The sequence below is a fragment of the Mesorhizobium sp. ISC25 genome, assembly GCF_042295465.1.
Taxonomy (GTDB): Bacteria; Pseudomonadota; Alphaproteobacteria; order Rhizobiales; family Rhizobiaceae; genus Mesorhizobium.
The window spans coordinates 1-20,670 of record NZ_CP135442.1; the positions used below are offsets into that span (position 1 = coordinate 1).

The window sequence follows — 20,670 nt, forward strand, 5'->3', positions numbered from 1 at the left end:
GCATGCGATAGCGACGCCCGACCGCCGATCATTCCTTCGGCAGTTTGTGCTTATGAATTCGGATATAATCCTGCACAGCGTTTCGCAGCAGCTCGGTCATGCTGTGCCCGTTGCTGATCGCCAGCAACTTGAACTGACGCTGTTCCGCGGCCGTCAGATAGTAGCCGCAGCGGACCATCTCCTCCTCGCGAATCTTCTTGCCGGCGATGGGATCCTTTTTCTGGCCCTGTCGCAGCAGCTTGCGGAAATCGGGCCCGACTGCCGGGGACGGCTTTGTCGGTTCCTGCATCAGTGGCGCTGCTTGCTGCTTGGCCCCTGACGGCTCGACCTTCGGTGGGATGAACATGCTCGGCAATACGGGCGGCTGCGTGGAGATCGCCTTCATCATGCGGGCCTTCTTGTCGTCCCCGGGTTTAGGCGCGGTTTCTTCACTCATGCCGCGTTCCTTGTGGCTTCGATGAGGGTTTGCAGAAGGTCGTCAAACACCCCTTCGCTCTCGGCAACCGCCTTCGCGTCAGGCACCTCGGGGCTGTAAAGGGTCTGCCCGGTCTGAAGGTCGCGGTAGGCAACACGATTGTGCAGGACGTGTTCCGCAATCGGCGTGCCGTTGGCCTGGATAATGGCGCGCAGTTCGGTCAGGGCTCGCGCCCTGCCATCGATGATGGTCTGCTTGGTCAGCACGAATATCGCAGGCAGCGATCTCCCCCGGCTCTCGACCGCCAGTGGGATGTAGTGGTCGGTGACCTGGATGGCGGCGGTCACATCGTCGAGGGCAAAATAGACCGGCACGACGACAATGTCGGCGGCGAAGAGCCCGGCCATGAGGTTATCGTTTGTGGTGCCTTCCGTATCGATCAAGACGACCGAGCGTTCTCCGTTGTGAGTGGCTGCCGCGCGAAGGATTTCCTGCGGCGTCATCGCGCTCACCATCGTGAGCCTGTCAGGACGATTGCCAGCTTCGCCCAGCATCTGGAACCAGCGATTCATGTTCTGCCGCCGGTCGCCGTCGATGAGAGTGACCGAATAGCCCCTATGCAGCGCGACGGATGCGAGGGCGCGCAGCATCGTCGATTTGCCGGTGCCGCCCTTTGGGATCGCAGCGGAAATGATCATGAGGGCCTCCTTCCGGCATCATGGACACATGGAATGTCACGTTAGAAACATGGTGACATAGTCAACGGGGCTGACCGGTTTGGCAACCCAGGCGCGTACCAATAAAAGGCTCTATCGCAAGGCGCAATCATTCCGGACTGCTATCTTCAGTGAGTGCGGATACGGTGGAGCATCCCGACTGCAACCGCTCGGACATTTCCATGTTAACATGGAAACAAGTCTCCAATGCATCACCGACACATCACAACAAATCACTGTGGAAACATGTCGACGTTGGCGTGCCGCGGTCTAGTGTTGAAAACTGGGCTAGGTCGTGAGGGGACGTCCGCTGGTTTTTTGCGGCCTCCCTCCTTTTTTATTGGCAGGATAGCCTATTTTGTGATACACACAAAATAGGCGGCGCGGCCCTGGCGGGCCTTAGCGCCCGCAAGCGGGCTTGACGATGGATGCAGACGCCCAGAAAGCAGCGGTCAAGAGCGCGTCACGACGCTATGGCGAGGTGACGCACATCCGGTTTTCGGCTGACGAGCTGGTCGGCCTCAAAGCCATTGCGGAGCGGGACGGCGTAACCGTCAGCGAGGTCGTCCGGCGTCTGGTGCGGGCAGAGGCGGGGCGCCTGCCTGTTGCATCAGAGGCGTTGCGACCGGCGATCGTGGACATGACCGATCAGCTGCGGCGCGTTGGCATAAATTTCAATCAGGCCGTGCGCGCCATGAACGACGGCCGAGTTGCCCAGGATGAGGATCTTGAGCAGGCGCTGATCGCCGTGGGCGACCTCGTGCGGCAGTTTCGCGAGGAACTGAAGGCGATGACCGTCGGGTCCCGCAAGGCGAGGAAGGCCAAGCCATGAGCGGTCGTCTTGCTGGCTACGCGGCCGAAATCGAACGCTATCTGCGGGGCAAGTCCGGCGTGAAGCGCGAGGACCTGGACGACGACAAGTCACTGACGGGCGCCCGGCGCGATGCCGGTGAATTCCAGGCGATGAAGAGTTATGAGCGGACCGGTGGCGGCGGACGCCTCGGGCAAGGACAAGCCGGCTCGGTGGTGGGTGGCGGCAGGAACGTCCCTCGTTCGTCGCCGGGAGTAACAGGAGTGGCGGGGAGATCTATGTCCAGCAGGACGTCGAAGTCCACTGCGGCTGCGAGCTCCCCCAACGGCGCTAGCGCGCCGATCATGGTCTATGGCGCTACGCTCGCCGGTTTCCGGCCGGAAGAGGAGGAGGAAGATTGGAAGCGGCGCGGCGGCGGCGGTGGTGGCCGTGGTGCTGGTCGTCCGAGCGGTACGGGACGAGCGGCGCGGGTCGCCTATCAGGCGCGGGCGGTGGCGGCACGGGCAGGCTTTGCGGCGGGCGCGCAGCCTGCTGTTTTCAAGGTCATGCCCAATCCGCCATCGACCAGGGAAGCTGCCACTCGGCTGCTCAATTACATCGGCAAGCGCGAAGACGAAAAAGGCGAGAAACACGACATCGAGATTTTTGACGAAGATGGACAGGTCGTTGCGACAGGCGGCGCACGAAAGGCGTTCCTGGATACGTTTTGCGAGACGTTCGAACCGCCCTTGGAAAACACCAATTTTATGGAGGTTCGTTTTGAGCTCGCCGGCGAAGTCGCCGATGCCGCCTTGAGCGAGGCGTTGAACAAGGCCTTCGGCGCAAAACCGTTCATCTACGCACAGAATGGTCAATCGGTGGAGGTATACGCGCACACCGATGAGCGGGCCGGGCCGCTTGCGAGAGTCCTGGCCGGTGGTCGGGAGAATTCGCGCATCAAGGCGCTCGACAAGATCGAGGCGCGCTTGTCTGAAGCAATGGGTGCGGCGGGGGTGGTCGCCAAGGCAGAGGTAACGGCGGCCGTCAGCCGTGAACCCAAGGCGAAATATTTCCTGCAGAAGTTCATCCGCACCCACAGCCAGGTCCGCCACGCAAATGGCGAGCCCGTGCCCGGGGTGAAGAATCTCACGAAGGCTGCGACTTCGGCCTATGAACAATGGCGCCCGCATTTTTCGGGGCGTGAGCGCCGCAATGCCTATCACCTGCTTTTCTCGGCAAGAGCCAGCACCGATGCAAACGCCGTGATGGCCGCGGCGCGCGCCGTGCTTGAGGAGCGAGCGCCAGGATACAAGTTCGTCCTGGCGCATCACAAGGACACCAAGCACGTCCATATCCATGCGATGGTGCAGGCACGGTCGGCCGACGGCGAGCGCCTGAAATTCTACAAGCCAGATCTGGTCGCCTGGCGCGAGACTTTTGCAGAGAAGGCACGGGAGAACGGCATTGCGATGGTGGCGACGCGGCGCATGGATCATGCGATGACGCGGCCATTCACGAAGGAGCATGCCGGCGCCTACAGCCGCGCCCAGAGCGATCCGCGCTACCAGGTCAGCGCCAAGACGATCGAGCGGGTGGAGGCCAAGCGGCAAAGCCGTTTGGATGGACAATCCCTTGTCGTGAACGGCGATGCAATCGCTGCCGGATGGCAAAAGACTGTGTCGACAATGCGTACCGCGGGCGTAGTCGGTCAGGCTCTCACGGCAGCGGAGTCGATCGGAAACAATTTTCTGCAGTTCCGTCGCGATCGAGCAGGGGAGGGGCAGGCAGGTTCTGCCGCGGGTCGCGGAGCTGATCAATTGGGGCAGAAGTCTTTCCTGTCTCACCCCGGTATGAGAGAATTGAACGCACTGATAGGAGATTTGGACATGGCGCAAACCCCCTTGGAAATGCGGCGTCAGATGGCCCGCGTCAATCAGGCTCTCGACAACATGCGCGAGACGCTCCCGCCGGCGCATCAAGGACAGTTCGAAGAGTATCGTGAAGAGGTGAACGACAAGATGCACGATCGTCTCGCGCGGCTGCAATTCGAGCGGCAGCAACAGCGTCGTGGTGGTGGCGGTGGCGAGCCGATCCCCGAACGCGAGGCGCGAGGGCGAGACCTTCCAACCCGGGACGATCCGCGCGAGCCAGAGCAACCGCGCACAGGCACCGAGCAGGAGAAGGTGAGAGCCAAACAGAAGGACGCCAACGAACAGAAGGCACGGCAGTCGGAAGAGCAGGACCGTAAGACCCAGCGCTCAAACGATAACGATTACGAGCGCTGAGCAAGGGCCAACCTTGCGTCCTCGCGCGGTGGTCTACCAAAACGACGCATTCGTCACAGAATGATCAGGCTGCAGGGCAGTGGGACGAAGCCACGAAGTGGCTTCGTCGAAAGAAAACGAGATATAGCTCGGGCTGCCGTTGGCCGGTGCGGCACAAAATGCCGGACAAACCAGAATCAAATGTACTTGCGATAGTCGGAACTCACCTGTCCCTCGCTGATATATTTCAGCACTTCTCCGACCTTGCGCGCTGCCCTGATGGGGATTGGCAGCTTTTGGTTCATCTGGGTGGAATTCCAATTGATTTTGGTCAGCCCGAGAATCTCGTTCGCGATCTGGGCTACCGTGCTGTCGCTGGAATTATAGGGACAGATCAACAGAGGCTTTGGATCATACATACCGGGGTAGGTCCCGTAGTAAGGAATGCTGCCGTTTGTGTAGAGCAGCCCTTTACCATCGAGTTCCACGAACGTGCCGCGCATAACAGGGTAGTTGCCATCGCGAAAAACCTTCACAAACGACGATTCCTGCACCCAGACCAAGTCGCGCAGCTCGGTCCCTACCTCGTCGAGAGCTTCAAAAATCCCGTCGGCCTCTTCGTCGCGAAACTTTGATGTTTTTAGAACGATGACGCGCGCCGGATAATTCATATGATGCTTTTTGTACGCAGCGAGCGCGTCGGCGATGAGCGACTTTGCATCGTCTTGCGTGAGGTAAGGATGCCTTCCCCGACTCTCGGTTTGTGCGCCCTTTCCTTTGAGAATGAACCCCCTGCCTCGCTCGTCGAACATTTGAGCAGCGCTCGTAAAAAGCTGCTGGCCACCAGCCTCGCGGTAGAAGCTGACGCCGATGTAACAGGCGGAGAACTCGCCTTCTTGCGGAGCCCGGCGCCATGGAACGCGCCCTGACCCTTTGTAGTAGAGGGTGGTGAGCAGATTCCATGTTCGTCCCGCTTGGTCCTGGATCTGACGGGCACTGCTCTCCTTGATCTTGAGAGGAATGACGGCCCGCTCGTCGAGCACATCTTCCCACACGATCTGAATGGGAAACCGGAAGTGCATCGCTTTCGCTTTGAGCAAGCCGCGGAAGTTAGGGGCATCTGAGCCTCCGCTATCCTCCTGCTCCACAGTAGCGTCGGAATCGACCTTGGCGTTCCAGACGCGCTCGATGAGTTCTACGGGAAGAGCGATGATCGCGACGTCGGGCCGACTGCTGCCCTCGTCGAGGGCCTGCAGCTGCTGGATGATCTCATCCACAGCCATCTCGACGGCTTTGCCGTGATGCGGCTCTTTCCTGATTCGCTCGATGCGTGCCTGCGGAATAGCCGCGACGGCGCCGTCGGGAATCTCGAACCGACATCGGAAAGGATTGCGATTGCCGAGGCCCGGAAAGGGCGGATGCATGTTGGGATGTTTTTCAGACTTCCCGGCAAACCCGACGCTGGCGGCTTCAAGAAAGTTACGGGCATCTTCAATGGTCTTCTGGCTGCCGATGACCGCGATGTTGATCACGTCGCCAAAGGGCGTCTGCAGCGGACCGGCCTCGAAAAGTCCGAGGCGAGGATCGGGGTGTTGATGTTGGTTGCCAAATTCCAACAGGGGCTCCTCGAAGATCTTAGTTTCGAACTTCATGCGAACCTCAGCAGTTCTTGATTGCTCTCTTCGTCATCACTCGCCTTCTTCTGCGCACCCCAAACGTCTTCGGGCACCTTGGTGGGGAGCTTTACCGTCGGCGGATCACCAAATGTCAGGCGCGGATCAGTGCTGGCAATGGCGAAAAGATCGTCTGCATTGCGATCCGCTTCGGTGAGGAAACGATGCCACATGATGACTTGCCCCCGCAGCGATGCGCTCTTATCCAGCCGCTTCTTCCCCGCAAGAAGCGCGCTTGGGTAGGAGTGTGGAATGAAGCCGTTGGTGGTGAAGAAATAGGTTGGATTGATCACCAGGAACCACTGGTCGTAGAGGAGTTCGAACCGCGGGACGAACGCGTGGTGCCTCACAAACTCGACGCGAGCAGCGTCTAATTTGTTGCGAACGACATTGACGACGTCTGCCTCAGCCTTCTTCTTCGAGGCTTGGTACTGAAAGGCGCGGGACTCGTTCTCGACGCGAGCCCTGAAATAGAAAAGCCTCCCCTCTTTGTCCCACCCGAGGTCGGCTCGTATTTGATGCCGGAGAGTTTGGGCCAGCAGGAAAGCGAAATTGTTTCTCTCGTCGAGGTCCTGGTGGAACGCCAGATGTTCCACTTCAATAGCCTCCACCTGATCAAGGTCGACGATTTGATCGCACGATGAAGTTCGCGGATCGTGGAACGACCAGAATGCACTTCCTTTGATCGCCCAATCAAATCGCGCAGGCTCCTCTGCCGCCAGCAGCATCGCCGTGGCTTGCTTTGCGGTGTATGCGGTAGTCGTCACAAACACCTCATCCGGAAGGGCCACAGGTAATATGTTGACGAGCGCTTCCTCACCGCCGCCAAGCGGTGGAACGAAGTAGCCGAAGCCGGTTTTGGGAATTGTAAGAGCAGCAAGCCTGTCGACAGCATTCGTGTCGAGCACATCCTGCTGCTTGTCGAAGCGCAACCGCCGCTCACCCGGCCCCGTGCCTCCAAGTACTTCCTTCCAATAGTAACTCTCGTCACTTCTGCGGTAGAGAACAACAATGATTGGTAGATTGGCACCGCGCCAGTACGCAAGGTCTTCGCTCCGTAAGAGATAGGCGAAGCCGTTCGCATCCTCCGACGTGTACGTGCTGGACTCGGTTGTCTTGACCTGAACCGCAATCATTCTGGCGGAGGGCTGCCCCTCTATCATCACTTCGGCGATGCCATCGATTCCCGCTTCGAGCCGCGAGCGCACGTCGAATTGGAATCCCATTGTGAGAAATCGCAATTGAACCGCGGTCTCGCCGATCTGGCCGAGGAGTTGATTCGGGGTGATAGTTTTTGCCATATTCGCACTATAGAACATTATGCGAACACGCCCCATGAGATTCTTGTTCTCGCCCGCTTTTCAGGGCGGATAATTTGCGAGCCTGCTTACTGAGGCCTGTGCGGAAGCGCGTTCGCAGTAAACGGTCATTCGCTACACCAATAAAATCGACATTGTGGATGTTGAAGCGGACACTGAGAGAACCGCTACCGTCACAGAGTGTCGTCCGGCCTGTGAGCGGCTGTTCAGACAAGAAGTGCTTCCCTTTTGCGAACTCACGGACTGGGAACTTGGCGATCTCATTGCGCGAAGCGCGGTCTATGCGGGTTTGCGCTTGAACTCGATTGAGACCTCGGCACTGCCCGAAACGCGCGGCAATGTCCTCCGCCGCAACGACGTGTGCGACAAGGTCACGGTAGCCAATGACCTCTCCGCCGCATCGCTATCCTACCCATCGACTACCTCAGGTAAAGTATCTTCGACGATGCTGAGATTTCGATCGAAAGTCTCGGTGTCGGATGCGTTGACGCGCAGAGAACGCACCTTGTTCAGGATGGCCGCAACCGCCGCTTCTTTGTCGGGCGCTATGCGTGTTGTCACCGCCTTGGCGGCCAGAGCGGAAAAATCTATAGCGGCATAAGCTGGTACGGGTTCAGCGTCTGTTGCTTTCAGCCGTTCTTTAACAATTGTGCGCCGGCCCGCCGGCGGAGCTATATGGCCTGCTTTTGCGGCAAATGTTGCGCCGCGCCGCAGGCGGGTTTGCAAGAGGCCTGAGCGGTACGCCGGTGCTGTCGGCACAATTGTCGGGACCCCAGGAGATGGAACCGCAGCGGAAGCGTCCAATGCAGGGCTTGTCGTGCGCGAAGCGTCGGTAGAGGCGGGCAGGGGCATGAACGCGCGTTTGGCGAGCTGGCCGTCGGCGAAATAGAAATTGCGGGTGCCGAGGATCGGCAGTTCGCCGCGCGGCAATATGATGACCTTGTTCGTGTCGAGCGTACGGATTTCATCTGGCCGCATCAGGGGCCGCCGCACTTCCTTGCGGTGCTCCGAGCGCGTGTAATATGTGTCGAACAACGTTGCCTTGGTGCGCGTCACGTCCTTTTGCACGTCCGACGTTTCGCCGAGCTGCTCGGAAACGTAGCGCAGATCGTCCGCGTCCTGCGCGCCGAAAAAGATCTGTACGCGAGCAGCGTTGATGAGCGTCTTACGCCCTTCCTGGCGATAAATCTCGTCTACGGCCTTCAGCGACTGCACGAAAAACCACATGGAAACCCCGTTGCCGCCAAGCACGCTCGCCATTTCGGTCACGTTCTCGAGCTTGCCGAGGTTCTGAAATTCGTCGAGCAGCACTAGCACCGGATTCTCGTCCGGACGCGGCATAGTTTCCGACATGAAGTTCATCATCTGCGTAATCAGGACGTTGAACAACGGTCCGAGCGAGGTGATCTGCTCGCGCCGTACGTCGAGATAAAGAGAGATCCGGTCGCGCTTGAGTTTGCGAATATCGAACGTGCTGCGCGAGGTAGCTCGCCTCAGGCGCTCGTTGAGAAAGGGGGCCATGCCGGTCCGCACGCCGGCGTAAATTCCGGAAAACTGTCGCTCAGACATTTCGAAATAGGGCAACAGGGTTTGCAGCGTGAAATGCGAGCATTCGCGGCGTCGTTCCTCGCGTAGCGAGCCGATGAACTCCAGGAGTGGCTGCTCGGCACCATTCATGATTTCGAGGATTGTGGCGAAGGTCTTCCTCTCGCTCGGGATCGCATGCGATTCCATGACGAAGGACGCGATGCCGGTAAAGAGGAGGCGGGCATCGTTGACCCAATAGGGGTCCGCGTTCGAAGGGGGGCGCGGAAAAAGCGCCGCAGCGATGTTGCGGAGGTCGATGTCGCGCTGAGCTGAGTCCAGCGAGATGAAGTCCATCGGATTGTAGCATGCGGTATCTCCGTCTGGATCAGCCGGCGCGAAACGCACCACGCGGCTGATGGTTGAACGATAACCGGCGGTGGCCGCATAGGTCTCGCCCCGCAGGTCGAGAACCACGAGCGAATGCGGCCAGGTCAAGGCGTTCGGGATGATGAGTGACGTTCCCTTACCGGAGCGCGGCGGCCCTATGACGAAGCCGCCGACATCATCGCCATCAATCCACAATTTCTTGCCGCCGATCAGCTTGCGCTGGGTCAAGTGAATCTTGCCGGAGCGCTGATCGCGGCCGGGCGACAAAATTTCGGCAAACCTGCCGCCGGCTCGACCGACGAAGACGCCGCCAACTTTTGTCAGGCCGGTTTTCGATATGTCGCTCATGGTCATGAAGCGAGAGTCATTGCGCTTTCTCGGGCGCATGAGAAACAAGCTGACCAGTGGCAAGAGAAACCCTAATGCACCCGCTGCAACGGCATATTGTACGCGGTCAAAATTTCTCGCGGTCACGTCAGTCCAGGCCAGACGAACAACCGGCAAGGGATTGGCGTTCAGCTGGTCAAACGGGACGTGGGAGCCAGTCCGGTACCAATCTGTCGCGACATAGGCGACCGTGAAGAGCAGGGCGCCCATGGCCATCGCCATGAGCACCATGAAAATTGCTGTTGCGATTTTCTGCATGGATGGGCCTCGTTAGATCGTCTCCGCCTTGGTGAACTTGATCTCGCTGATACCGCGCCGTCCGCCTTCACTGCGGACCATCTGGACGACCACCGGAATGACCTCGCGCAAGTAATCGAGGATTTCACTCCGTGAGAGCCCCGTACTGCCCTGCATGACCATGAGCGCCAGCCGCTCGTAGGCGGACCGGGCGGAATTGGCATGAACGGTCGTGAGCGAGCCCGGATGGCCGGTGTTGATCGCCTGGAGAAACGCGAAGGTTTCAGCGCCGCGTAACTCGCCCAACAACAGACGGTCGGGTCGCATGCGAAGCGAGGCTTCGAGAAGCTGTTGCGCGGAGACTTTGGCAAGGCCCTGGTCGCCCTTCGAGGCTATCAGGGTGACGTTGTTAGGAGCCGGCAGCCTCAGTTCGCGGGTGTCTTCGATCGTGATGATCCGTTCATGAGCCGGGATTTCCTTCAGGAGTGCATTCAAGAACGTCGTCTTGCCGGTCGACGTGCCGCCTGAAACGACTATCGAGACGCGGTTGCGCACCGCATACTGGAGGAACTCCATCGGCGAGGTGTCCTGCAGCATTTCGACGAGTCGCTTTTCTTCGGTTGAAAGCGCCAGGCCGCTGCCCATCGCCGTATTCTCGAATGCGCCAAGATCCTTGTAGGCATCAAGGCTCATATCCATGATGACCTGTTTGCGGATTGAGATCGCCCCGCCTTCGGGAGCCGCCGGCGGCAAGATGCATTGGATGCGCTCGCCTGAGGGTAGTGCTGCCGACAGGACCGGTTTTTCTTCGTTGATGACCTGATTTGTCGCCGAGGCGACACCCGTCGAGATATGCCTAATCCAGCCGGGCGTGACCTCGCGCTTGACGACGTGCTCCATTTCCTTGGCGCCGAGGCGTTCGATGAACAATTCACCTGGCCTGTTGATCGCAATCTCGGAAACCGAGTCTTCGTTCAAATAGGACCATACTGGCTCCAGATGCGCGCGCAGGACCGGGGCTCTTGCCCAAGGGTCGGGGAGGGGATGCAGGGCGTTCATTTCACCGGGCTCCCATAGCCGCGATAAAAATGATCCTTTGGCGTCGCGTAAAGAGGCGTCGGATCGATCGCGGCCTTCGGCCGCCCACCTGCCCTCATTCGTGCAACTTCTTCCTGAACCGGATCGGCGTACAAATCCGAGAAATCGAGATCTCGCCGCACCAGCACGACGATGGACGTGCCCTGGTCTACGTAGACTGTCGGGCCAATGCTCTGCGTGTCGCGAAACGCCTCTTGCGCGAGTTGCTGCAAGGCGGTCGATGACTTGTCGAACGCGATACCGCGGGCGTCGCGCTGCGAGCCATTGCCACCATACGTTACGGTTGTGGTCTCACCGGTCACGGGATCGGTCGTCGACACCTGACGCTGTTGTCCATTCTGGCTGCTGTCGCCAAGCGAAGACAGATATTCAGAGACGCCGCCAACGACGGAGAGCATGATGGCGTTGCCGTACCGTTCAACCCAATGCGTATCGACACGACCGCCCATGCCGCCGCGGCCGAGCGCATCTGCACCAGGCGACTTTATATCGACGGAAATACCGTCCGAGCGAATGACCCTGTTCCAGACGATGAAAACACGCTTTTGTCCGCGCGCTAGCCCCGAGCGGTATTCTCCGGTCAGACGCGATCCTTTCGGAATGAGGATCCGCCTGCCGTCGAGCGAGAAGACATCCTCCCGCACGACAGCGCGTACGGCACCGGGAAGGTCGGTGTTAACAGCGGTTTCCAAATAGCCGCGAAGGATCGTTCCCTCTGGGATCAACGCATCGGTGCGTCGGGAGACCCTGGCTTTGACAATACTAGAAGAACTTGCCTCTGACTGCGCCAGGAATGCCTTGTTGGGATCGCTGTCGGCGCCGGGGACCGGGATGATCTGACCGTCGGGCGCGATTTCGGCCTGTGCCGCCTGGGCGCCGGTATCCGTCGAGCCGGTTTCACCATTTGTCACCATCTGGTTGGATCGTAGGCGTTCCCACACGGCCTTTTCATGCTCGGCGGCCTCAGCCTTGCGGCGAGCCTCGTCATCAGCCTCGGCCTTGCGGCGGGCTTCTTCCGCCTCGGCCTTGCGGCGAGCTTCCTCGGCCGCCATTTGTGCTTCCAGCGCCCGCCGCTGCGCATCGAGATCCGCGCCCTCCTGCACTGTCTGATCGACGTTCTCGGCTTGTTGCGTGGCCTTCTGGTCGTCAGCCGGTGGCGGCACCACGATCTGGTCGATCGTGCCGTCGGCAGGTTGAGGCGGCTCGTTCAACGCCGGCGGGCGAAACTCCGGCTGGTTGAAGTTTTCCTCGCCATCGCTGCGAAGATCGCGCGATACCGGCTCCCGAGGCCAGTTCAGCCATATCAGCGCGCCCACCAGCACCACGCCGAGGCCGACCAGGGCGATTTTGGTACCCACACCCGCACCGCGGCGCGCGACCGTCGGGCTGCCGTCCAGTTGGTTATAGTCGATCTGCGTCATCACCGCCCTCCGCTGGACCCGAACAGGGTGGAACCACTTGTCAGTTTCGTTGGACCGTAGACCTGCTCGACTGGATCGATAGCGTTGGGTCGAGCCCGGTTGTAAAGGCAGAGTGTCTTGCCATCGGCTCGCAGGGTGAATTGCCGTGCCACCTTGTCGATGACGGTGTATTTGCCCTGAGTGCGAACGTTGACCAGCGACTCATGGCGCTTGTCGTCGACCACGAAAATCGCAGGAATGTCACCCTTGAACTCCAGAAACACCTTGGTGCCGTCGTCGAACACGGTGCGCGGCTTCAAGCTGTCATCGCCTTTGTACGCATAGTCGTAATTGAGATCGGCATAGTTCAGGTCCTTCAAATCCGGATCGGCGGCGCTCTCCTTGGCCTGCGAGAGCAGGCGCGCGTTGATATCCTCGTCCGGGTATTTGAACCGGACCTGGAAGGATGCCCGGTCGCGGCTATTGTCAGTTGCCTGCAGCAGCAGGGAATAGACGCGCCGGTTGGTGACCACGTTGACGTTGGTCCAAGCATCGCGCTCCAGCGGCTTGACGAAGAGAAATCGCGATCCGCGTTTGGGGATGATCGACCAGCCCTTCGTGTCGCCGGCGGAAACGGTTTCGATGACTTCGGTCGGACTGAGTTCGACCATCGTCGAAATACCGAGAGCGGCGCGCACCGACGTCACGTCGTCATTGTTGAAGGTGACATATCGGATGCGGCCGTCGCGTGCGGCCGCGCCGTGGATCGTGCCGAGCAGAAGGGCGGCCGACAGGACGAGGCCCGCGCGCCGTCTCATTGCAGGCTCCCCGCCGCCGGCGCCGATTCCTGGTCGCGGCGGTAATCCGTAACCTGAAATCCCAGTGGATTGTCGAAACGCCATTCGTTCTTGAGCGGCGTTGAGGTGTAGCGGAATTTTATCACCGCCACCCAATTGTCAGCCGTGGACGAATTGTCCCGCCGCGTCGTCGTGGCAAAGCGCACCGAGGCAGTGTTGCGATTGAGCAGGGAAACAGATTTGATCTCGACCGAGACAGTGACATTGCGGCCAAAAATCTTGTCCAGCGATTGCGGGTTTGCAGGCGTGAACAGCCATGTCAAATCCTTGGACGCGGCGTCGGTCGAATAGAGCTGGGCCAAGTCGTAATTCTGTTTCAGTTCACGGGAATCATAGGTTTCGCGGGCCCTGATGTAGCGCACCAGATTGGCCGCCGTGACGGCCTCGTTCTGCGATAAATCTCCAGGCTTGAGCGCGCGCATGATCTCGAGGTAGCCCGTCGATTTGTCGACCTCGACAACATACGGTTCGAACTGCCGGAGCGGCAAGATCAGCACGAGCGCCAACAGCGACAGCACCGCAACCAGTCCCGAAATGCCGCTGACGATCCAGGCCAATGTACGCGATCGGCGTATTGACCTGTGCGTGTCGTCTTCCCAGGTCGCGCCCGCCCTATAATAGCGCTTGTCGACGAGTTCGCTGCTGCGGTCAGCAGCTGTTTCCACTGGCATGATCACGTTTACTATTGCCTCGTTTGCGCGACGATCCCGATCCGATCCAGGGCCGGGATCCGTGACGTTCTTGTGTTCTAGGCCAGAGGCCTGGAGTTATCGCGCGCCCCTTGCTGGATGGCGGTCCGGGTTGCGGCATCCGCGCTGGCTGCTCGCGAAGATCGAAAACTGTTTGTCGCGAACTGCCGGGCGCCCCGAGCGGCGCGGCCTGCGGCCCATCGCGCGCCGGAATAGCGCACAGCGTTTCTGCCGAAGTTTCTATAAGGGTTGTATGCGCCCACGGTGCTGAGATACCCGCCGCCATTCAGGATCGAAGCAATCGAGGGTATCTGCATGAGAACGTAAATGCCGATGATCGTCACCAGCACCAAGGGCAGCACCAGCGACATTTTGCTGTCCATGGTCGCTCCGCCTGATGTGGCGGTGTTCAGCGCCGCATTGACGAGCGAGAAGTAGAAACCGAGAAAGCCGTAGATCAGGATTTGCTGGATCATCAGGAAGGTGGTCAGCGAAAGAAAGCCTTCGCTCATGCGCGAGGACCATCGGTAAAGCCAAAGGATGATCCATATCGGCGCCAACGCCAGCGTGATGAACAACATCACCTTGGCGGCGATGATCGCGGCAATGGCAAGCGCTGCGAAGATGATGGCAGACAGCAGGACGAGCAGCGACAAGAGCGCACCAAAAATGTCATAGAAGGATCCGCTGTAGACCTGATTGGCGACGTCCTGGGCCCCTTGGTAGAGATTGTCGATCAGCGCTGGAATTGCCGCCTGGTCGCTAAGCTGATTGCCGGTGGCCCGCGACACGGCGCCGACGATCACCTTACCCACCTCGTCTGGAATGCTTTGCACGAGCTGATAGATCGTCGCGGAAAATGTGCCCCATCCGGTCAGCAGCAGATAGATGATGACGGCGCGGCCGAGGCGATAGGCCGCTTCGAGCGGCGAAATCGACTCACGCCCGCTCAGGATCGAATAGCCCCACAACACGATATAAAGGGTCAGCATCAGGGTGAAGACGTTGCCCATCGCATTGCCCAACTGCATATAGACGGTGCGAACGAAGTCCTCGCCGATGTTGTCAATGCCACCCAGAATGCTTGCGGCGAGACCGTTCATGGATCCTCGTCAACGATGTTGGCGAACGGCGTTGAATTGACCGGCTTCAGCGGGCCGCATTCATCGACATTGGCATACGCCAAAGGCCCGCACGGCGCTTTCAGTTCGCGATTTGCACATCCAAACAGCCCCGCGCTGACGCCAATCACAGCGCATATGCGCAGGACTCGCCCCGACAAGCGTTCAGCCCCCGCTCTTGCCAAATTCCGCGAACGGATTGACGGTGCGCGGTGTCATCATCTTCTGCACCTGGCTCTGGCGAAGAAGATCTCCCTTCAGCTTCTCATTCAGGGCCGCGACCGCGCCGTTCTGGACGCCGATCAGTTCGTTGACCGCACGCGCGTTTTCCAGCTGCATTCGGGTGTTCTGGTCCACCGAACCCTTGACGTCCTGTGACTGCCCAATCTGCCCGCTCGCTGACTGGAGGGAGTGTTGGCGCTGGGTAACGCCCTGCGAAGCCTGCGAGGTCAATGCGCTTAGCAGCGAGGCCACATTGACGCTGCCGCCATAGGCGGTGTTGACGGCGCTGGTCTCCTTGCCGGCAATCTGCTGGAGCTGCTTCACCAGCTGGAGCCCATTGATGACGGCGCCTGCGATTTTCTGGATTTCGGGCGAAAGGCCGCCAAACGAAAGCGCGCCGCCGTTGAGGATCGATCCGAACGACGGCGCCTGGGCAATCGACATGTTGCCGCCAAGGCCCATCTGTCCGATCCCGAGCGAACCGTCACGACTGCCGCTGAGAGCCTGCAGGATCTCCTCGCTCTTTTTCAGGATATCCTTGTTCGAATCCATGATGGAGTTGGTGTTGTCCGCATTCTTGCGGGCGACATCGAGATTGGCGCCATCAATGACGGCAATCTGTGCGTGGGCCGTGCTTGCCCAAAGCGCCAGACTGGCAGCAATCGCGAATTTGTTCATGTCAGCCTCCTATTGCTGTAGCGAATTGATCACACTGGCAGCGCCGGCAGGATCACTGGTGATGATCATCGAGCGATTGTCGGCCGAGCTTGCCGCCGCGTTCTCAAGTGCGCATGGTAGCCACCGGCCGCGATCGATCCTCAACCGCTCCAATTCCGCGGGATCACAAGAGAACGGGTTTGGAGAGCCGCTCTTCGGCGGTTGCACCAGCTTGGACGACTGCGATGCCTGAACGTTCTGCAACGATAGAAGTTGGGCCAGCAACGTCGTAAAATCCCCCGCCTCGGCGAGGTACTGGTTGGTGACATCGGCGTTGACCCCACGAGCCGACGAGTTCAGCTCCCAGGCGTCCTTGTTTTCGGTCACCTGGCCAACGTTGCCCGCCAGCGCGTCGATTGCAGCATTGTTGGCGCCCATCTGCGATGAGCTTGCATCAAGGCCGCCAGCCGCCTTTCTCACCGTGCCCATGGCCGCGTCCTGGGCCGTGCCGCCGGCGCCGTCGGCCGTTACGATCGAGAATGGCGGCGGCGCGGCGGCCGGAGCCTGGCCGCTCGACACATAGTCATTGAAGTAACTGTTCCAGCGGCCGACGCCGCCGGCCCATTGGTTCTGCTCGCCTGCGTTCGATCCGTTGTAGAAGGAGGCGAGACAGCTGTAGTTCGTCGCGCCGCATTGCTTCACGCCCATTCCGAGGTATTTGACGCCGCCTTCGACATTCTGCTCGTTCACGTCGCGGTCCAGTCCCATGGACTTGCCGGTGCCCTTGGTCAGCTGCATGACGCCTTTGACGCCGGTGTGGCTCCCGGCGCATGTGTCGAAGCGCGATTCCTGATAGGCGACGGACAGTGCCAGGCCTTCGGGCACGCCGTATTTTTGCGCATAATAGCGGATCATCTTCACGTTGCCCGCGTCGCGCTGCAACGCTTCGGCAGGCGACCGGCGAAACATCTGTGAGCGGTATTTGTTCGAATAGGTGCAGACGACGCTTTTCTTCCTGTCGGTTTCGTCCTTCTTGGTGTCATCCGACTTCGTACTGTGCTGCTCGTCCTCTTGCCGCTTGTCGAGGTTCTGCCCGTCGATGACCGCGATCTGAGCGACAGCCCCGCTCATGCTTTCCGTCGCCGCGAGAGCCACGGCCAGACAAAAGCTGCTAAGCCGCTTCGTCATGCTCGTTCTCCCATCCGCAGAAGTATGGCAGCCACATCTCCGGCTCGTCGCCGAAGGCTTCCCGGAGCCGGGCGCATTCCTTGCTGTTGGCTTCGTTCGAGGACAAGACCTTGATGAGATCGGGCATTGCCGACAAATCGAGCTTGGCGACGATCGAGTCGCTGTCGTGCTTGACGAGGAAGGTGCGTGTTTCCTTCGCGGTTCGGCGCACGAACTCGAATTCCTTCGCTGTCAGCGAGAAGCGCTCCACGTAGGATTCTTTGCTCGCCTTGGGGTTGGGGAAGAAAATGTTGGTCTTCGTTTGCTCGATCAGTGACGACGAGATGGAGGAGTTGACGACGTCTTCTGCGGTCTGCGTGCCAAAGCCGACCACGCCGTTGCGGCGACGAATGGTCTTCAGCGTCTCATTGATGAAAGCGGCGAAAACCTCGTCGTCCAGCAGCTTCCAGCCTTCATCGAGGAAAAGCATGAACGGCGAGCCGTCGATGACGTCCTCGAGACGATGGAAGATGTAGAGCAACGCCGCCGAGCGCAGCTTTCGGTCGCCCAGGATCTTCGTCATGTCGAACCCGACAACGGGTTTCGAGAAATCGATGAGATCGACGGGATTGTTGAAAAGCCAGCCCTTGTCCTTCGGATCGAGCCAGGGTTGTATCCGCGCCGCCAGATCATTCATGCCAGGCATGAGCGAGCCCCGCAGCACTTCCGGCAGCAGGTCGAAGGTCCGCTGTTCGCGCGGTATCTTGTAGATCATGTCGACGGCCGCGTTGATGACGCGCATCTCGGCCACATCAAGCGCGCCGCCTTCCGGCGTCAGAATGTAGAGGAGTAAATCTTCCAGGAAAGAACGGTTTTCCGCCGTGTCATCAAGCTGCAATGGCGCGAACCCGGTCGGCTGAGAGGGTTCCATCACCTCGTAACGACCGCCGAGCGCCCGAACGAAGATCTCGGCGCCGCGCATGTAGTCGAAATAAACACATCGCGGCCGCGGCATGATGCGCATGGCCTGCGCCATCAGGAACGACAGCACCACGGTCTTGCCCGAGCCGGTCGGGCCGAACACCGTGAAGTGCCCGACATCGTGTACGTGGAAATTGAAATAGTAGGCTGTCTGGCTGGTCGTCTCGAGCAAGGCGATGGGCCGTTTCCAATGCAGCCGGTCACGTTGGCCGGACGGGAAATTGTGTCCGGAAAAAAGGCCGGCGAAATTCAGCGACGAGATCAACGCACGTCGCGCGATGTAGCTGAAATTTCCCGGCAACTGCGCCCAGAAGGCCAGTTCCGTGTTGAGTGTCTCGCGGACCGGCACGATCGACATGCGCGAAAGCTCGGCCGTGATGTCGGATAGCGCACGGTTGAGCCCAGTCATGTCCGGCGCCAATGCCATGACGCTCATGTGATGCTGTCCGAAGACGACTTCGCCGCCGGCCAGCTTGTCGGCGCCATCATGGACAGAGACCTCCACCGTCGTGCCCGCCTCGTCGGAACCCTCAACCTGGTTGGCGATGGTGTTGATCCTGCGCATCGCCGTGACACGGTCTTCGATCGCGAAGCTCTGGGTCAGGACAAACTCATGTGGCAGGCGCAAAAGACCGTCCAATGAGCCCGGAGCGGTGAACGGCGGGTATTCCTTGATCGACACCATGGCGCCGAGCTTGCCTGCGTCCGGCCCGCGCAGTTCCAGCGCGGACTTGCCGAAAAACAGCTGCCGCGTCGCCAGCACATCGCCAAGGGACATGCGCGGCAAAGGCATTTCCACGTCGCCGCCACCGGCGAGGATTTTCGCCAGAAATTCGGCGGCCTCGGAAAAGAAGCTGTCGCGGCGCTTCACGACACCGAGAAGACGTCCTCCATAAGCGGTGAAATCCTTGACCATGCCGTCGAGAATGTCATGCAGTTCGGCTATTGCCTCTTCGCGGGTTTCTTCGCCAGCGGTGCTGATGCGGAATGCGTTGAGCGCCTTGTCCACCCAGCCGACCCGGCCGACCATTGGGCGCCGTATGACCGTCAGATACGCCTCGTTGACGAAAAGGTTCTTCGACCCAAGCTCATCCATGTAGCGGGCGTCGAGCTCGGCCACGAAAGGATTGTCAAAGTCGCCTTCGATCTCCGGCGTCACGTGGCGGCGGATGATCGTGGTGTAGACCGCAAAGCGAGACGTCGACAGGTTGCGGAAGGTGGTGTTGCGGTTGAACATTCGGCTGTTCAACTCGGCCTGGTCCATCGTCTGAAAGGGCAGGCCACTGAGCTGGATGGCGCCGACCAGAAAGCCGCTCTTCGTCACGATCAGATTGTCATCGACATGGCGAAGGTAGGGGATGTGCATCGCCGCAGATTTTTCGCGGCGGCGCTCACGGCCAAATTTCAGGTCAGCATCGAGGCTCATGGCGAATAGCTCCTCGCCCCCCAGAAAGTAAGGTTCGCCACCGCTCCGCGTTTGGAGATGCGCCGCTCGAAAATATGAAATATGTAAGGGTCGCGCTGGCACAGATATGCACTGACCAGATGCACCACGCCGAACACGCCAAGACCGAGCATGAAGCTGCTCGTGGCGATGAAACCGATCACCGCCAGCATGCCGTTCAGTGCAAAAACTTCATAGCGCACCCCCCATTTCATCGGGGGGCGTGTCAGGGGCAGGCTGACCGGCTCGACATAGACTTCCTCGTCGTCCATGGCTCAGCTGCCTCCCGCGGTGGCGCGAACCGCATCCACCAGCTGGGCAGCGCCGAAGATCAGAGCGATGCCGATGATGATGGAAAAAGCCATCATCCACGCCAGCCGCCCCGTCATGGCGAGGAAGCCGAGAAAACAGACCGCGATGATGGCAAATGAGCGCGCTATGTTGCCCTGCAGAACGCCGACGAACCATTCCAGCACGTTTTCGACTGGCGCCGCCGACTGGGCGTATGCGGTGGCTGGCGCCAGCGCTATTCCGACCGCCGAGGCCAAGGCCAGTTTCAGAGCAAATTTGCCTGCTTTCCTGTATTCCACCCTTGGCTCCTTTCAGTTGCCGAAATCCATGACATGACCCTCCTGCCAAGCGTCTCCGCTTGCTGGCGGAGCGGCCGCGAGCATTTCGGATTTGGTCAGGGCGGACTTCTTCACGACACCGCCGAACTTCCAGCGGTTCAGTATCTTCACGATGTAATCAGCCGTCTCCGGATTCACCGGAATGCCTTGCGCCTTGTAGACGCTGTTGGGCCCGGCGTTATAAGCCGCCAGCATCAGCAGCGGATCCTGGAACTCGTCATAGAGGGACTTCAGATATCGCAGGCCAGCCCGAACATTCACCTGCGTATCGCAACGGTCGCTCACGCCGAGATCGGCCGCCGTCCCCGGCATCAACTGCATGACCCCAAGGGCTCCGGCCTTGGACGGACCCTGATTGGCGCCGAGATCGCTTTCAGCCCATGCAATCGCCTCGGCCAGATCAGCGTCGAAGCCTTCGTCCTGCGCGATTGAACGCACAAGTTCGGCGACTTCAGTACGGTTTCCGGTCTTGCACGCCCCAGGCCTCTGCGCCCCGACTGAGGGAAGGGCTTGCGCGGGCGTTGCAAAGGCGACTGCGACGCGGTCTGATGCCAGATCCCGGCCGTGCGCTTCCAAGGGCATTGTAGCGGCACACAAAGTGAGCAGAAGAGCTGTTCGAGTGTTCATACTGTCGCCAAAATTTAACACTTTACTATGGCTACACGCAGCCCTAGTAAAGTGTCAACACCA

At 59.8% G+C, this 20,670-nt stretch carries 18 protein-coding genes; 2 read left to right on the forward strand and 16 right to left on the reverse strand.

What is annotated here, in order from left to right; genetic code table 11:
* Window positions 1–28: 28 nt before the first annotated feature.
* Together RQ479_RS31950 and RQ479_RS31955 are read right to left on the reverse strand one after the other, a co-directional pair.
* A complete protein-coding gene (locus RQ479_RS31950; RefSeq protein WP_376706205.1) occupies window positions 29–436 on the reverse strand; it encodes a hypothetical protein in 408 nt (135 codons plus the stop codon).
* Entirely contained in the window at window positions 433–1,113 is a 681-nt protein-coding gene (locus RQ479_RS31955; RefSeq protein ID WP_376706206.1) for a division plane positioning ATPase MipZ, read from the reverse strand. The genes RQ479_RS31950 and RQ479_RS31955 overlap by 4 nt, the downstream gene beginning before the upstream one ends.
* A gap of 499 nt (window positions 1,114–1,612) precedes the next feature.
* Between RQ479_RS31955 and RQ479_RS31960 the strand changes: the two genes are divergently transcribed.
* Together RQ479_RS31960 and RQ479_RS31965 are read left to right on the forward strand one after the other, a co-directional pair.
* Window positions 1,613–1,963: a hypothetical protein gene (locus RQ479_RS31960; protein WP_376706207.1), complete on the forward strand. Its 351-nt coding sequence runs from the start codon at window positions 1,613–1,615 to the stop codon at window positions 1,961–1,963.
* The gene (locus RQ479_RS31965) at window positions 1,960–4,206 is read left to right on the forward strand and encodes a relaxase/mobilization nuclease domain-containing protein (RefSeq protein ID WP_376706208.1); all 2,247 of its coding nucleotides are present in this window, start codon (window positions 1,960–1,962) and stop codon (window positions 4,204–4,206) included. The genes RQ479_RS31960 and RQ479_RS31965 overlap by 4 nt, the downstream gene beginning before the upstream one ends.
* Before the next feature lie 176 nt (window positions 4,207–4,382).
* Here the strand turns inward: RQ479_RS31965 and RQ479_RS31970 are convergent, their stop codons facing one another.
* The 14 genes from RQ479_RS31970 to RQ479_RS32035 all read right to left on the reverse strand — a co-directional run bounded on the left by RQ479_RS31970 (window position 4,383) and on the right by RQ479_RS32035 (window position 20,607).
* Entirely contained in the window at window positions 4,383–5,837 is a 1,455-nt protein-coding gene (locus RQ479_RS31970; protein WP_376706209.1) for a hypothetical protein, read from the reverse strand.
* The gene (locus RQ479_RS31975; protein WP_376706210.1) at window positions 5,834–7,177 is read right to left on the reverse strand and encodes a DUF4365 domain-containing protein; all 1,344 of its coding nucleotides are present in this window, start codon (window positions 7,175–7,177) and stop codon (window positions 5,834–5,836) included. The genes RQ479_RS31970 and RQ479_RS31975 overlap by 4 nt, the downstream gene beginning before the upstream one ends.
* A 408-nt stretch (window positions 7,178–7,585) precedes the next feature.
* Window positions 7,586–9,736: a type IV secretory system conjugative DNA transfer family protein gene (locus RQ479_RS31980; protein WP_376706211.1), complete on the reverse strand. Its 2,151-nt coding sequence runs from the start codon at window positions 9,734–9,736 to the stop codon at window positions 7,586–7,588.
* Window positions 9,737–9,748: 12 nt separating this feature from the next.
* Window positions 9,749–10,774, reverse strand: coding sequence for a P-type DNA transfer ATPase VirB11 (virB11, locus tag RQ479_RS31985; protein ID WP_376706212.1), 1,026 nt, complete (start codon window positions 10,772–10,774; stop codon window positions 9,749–9,751).
* On the reverse strand, window positions 10,771–12,234 hold the full coding sequence (gene virB10 / locus RQ479_RS31990; protein ID WP_376706213.1) for a type IV secretion system protein VirB10: 1,464 nt from the start codon (window positions 12,232–12,234) through the stop codon (window positions 10,771–10,773). The genes virB11 and virB10 overlap by 4 nt, the downstream gene beginning before the upstream one ends.
* A complete protein-coding gene (locus tag RQ479_RS31995) occupies window positions 12,234–13,031 on the reverse strand; it encodes a TrbG/VirB9 family P-type conjugative transfer protein (RefSeq protein ID WP_376706214.1) in 798 nt (265 codons plus the stop codon). Before RQ479_RS31995 ends, virB10 begins: the two co-directional genes overlap by 1 nt.
* Window positions 13,028–13,741 (reverse strand): virB8 family protein, encoded by a 714-nt coding sequence (locus RQ479_RS32000; RefSeq protein ID WP_376706215.1) that lies wholly within the window; start codon window positions 13,739–13,741, stop codon window positions 13,028–13,030. Before RQ479_RS32000 ends, RQ479_RS31995 begins: the two co-directional genes overlap by 4 nt.
* Window positions 13,742–13,818: 77 nt before the next feature.
* Window positions 13,819–14,862 (reverse strand): type IV secretion system protein, encoded by a 1,044-nt coding sequence (locus RQ479_RS32005; RefSeq protein WP_376706216.1) that lies wholly within the window; start codon window positions 14,860–14,862, stop codon window positions 13,819–13,821.
* 183 nt (window positions 14,863–15,045) lie between these two features.
* On the reverse strand, window positions 15,046–15,780 hold the full coding sequence (locus RQ479_RS32010; RefSeq protein WP_376706217.1) for a type IV secretion system protein: 735 nt from the start codon (window positions 15,778–15,780) through the stop codon (window positions 15,046–15,048).
* A gap of 9 nt (window positions 15,781–15,789) precedes the next feature.
* Window positions 15,790–16,947 carry a transglycosylase SLT domain-containing protein gene (locus tag RQ479_RS32015; RefSeq protein WP_376706218.1) on the reverse strand — a complete coding sequence of 386 codons (1,158 nt, stop codon included), beginning with the start codon at window positions 16,945–16,947 and terminating at the stop codon, window positions 15,790–15,792.
* On the reverse strand, window positions 16,931–19,333 hold the full coding sequence (locus tag RQ479_RS32020; protein WP_376706219.1) for a VirB4 family type IV secretion/conjugal transfer ATPase: 2,403 nt from the start codon (window positions 19,331–19,333) through the stop codon (window positions 16,931–16,933). Before RQ479_RS32020 ends, RQ479_RS32015 begins: the two co-directional genes overlap by 17 nt.
* Window positions 19,330–19,623, reverse strand: a complete 294-nt coding sequence (locus RQ479_RS32025) for a type IV secretion system protein VirB3 (protein ID WP_376706220.1) — start codon at window positions 19,621–19,623, stop codon at window positions 19,330–19,332. The genes RQ479_RS32020 and RQ479_RS32025 overlap by 4 nt, the downstream gene beginning before the upstream one ends.
* Before the next feature lie 3 nt (window positions 19,624–19,626).
* Complete coding sequence (locus tag RQ479_RS32030) at window positions 19,627–19,941, reverse strand: TrbC/VirB2 family protein (RefSeq protein ID WP_023720448.1); 315 nt, start codon at window positions 19,939–19,941, stop codon at window positions 19,627–19,629.
* Between the two features lie 12 nt (window positions 19,942–19,953).
* Window positions 19,954–20,607 (reverse strand): lytic transglycosylase domain-containing protein, encoded by a 654-nt coding sequence (locus tag RQ479_RS32035; protein ID WP_376706221.1) that lies wholly within the window; start codon window positions 20,605–20,607, stop codon window positions 19,954–19,956.
* Window positions 20,608–20,670: the final 63 nt, after the last annotated feature.